Here is a 246-nt window from a genome sequence, read left to right as displayed (position 1 = left end):
CATAGGCGTCGATCAGCACGTCGACGTTCTTGCGCGCCACGAAGCGGCTCACGCACAGCAGGAAACGCGGCGGCAGGCGATAGCGTTCGCGCACGCTGCGGGCGTTGTCGCGCGCGCGTTGTGCGAGGCGCGCGAAATAGTCGATGTCGACGACGTCGAAGCCGATGCGCGAACGCGTCATCGGGATGCCGAGCGAGAGCGCGTAGCGGCGGTGCCGTTCGCCCGCGACGAGCGCGCCGTCGAAGC

General features: G+C 69.1%; 1 pseudogene. It reads right to left on the bottom strand.

Annotated features, from left to right (window positions below):
• A pseudogene (locus tag SB816_RS34120) lies at nt 1–246 on the bottom strand (glycosyltransferase family 1 protein); the annotation flags it as partial.

Origin of the sequence: Achromobacter sp. SIMBA_011 (assembly GCF_046535435.1) — a bacterium.
Classification (GTDB): Bacteria; Pseudomonadota; Gammaproteobacteria; order Burkholderiales; family Burkholderiaceae_B; genus Achromobacter; species Achromobacter dolens.
This window is presented reverse-complemented; position numbering and strand designations above follow the sequence as displayed.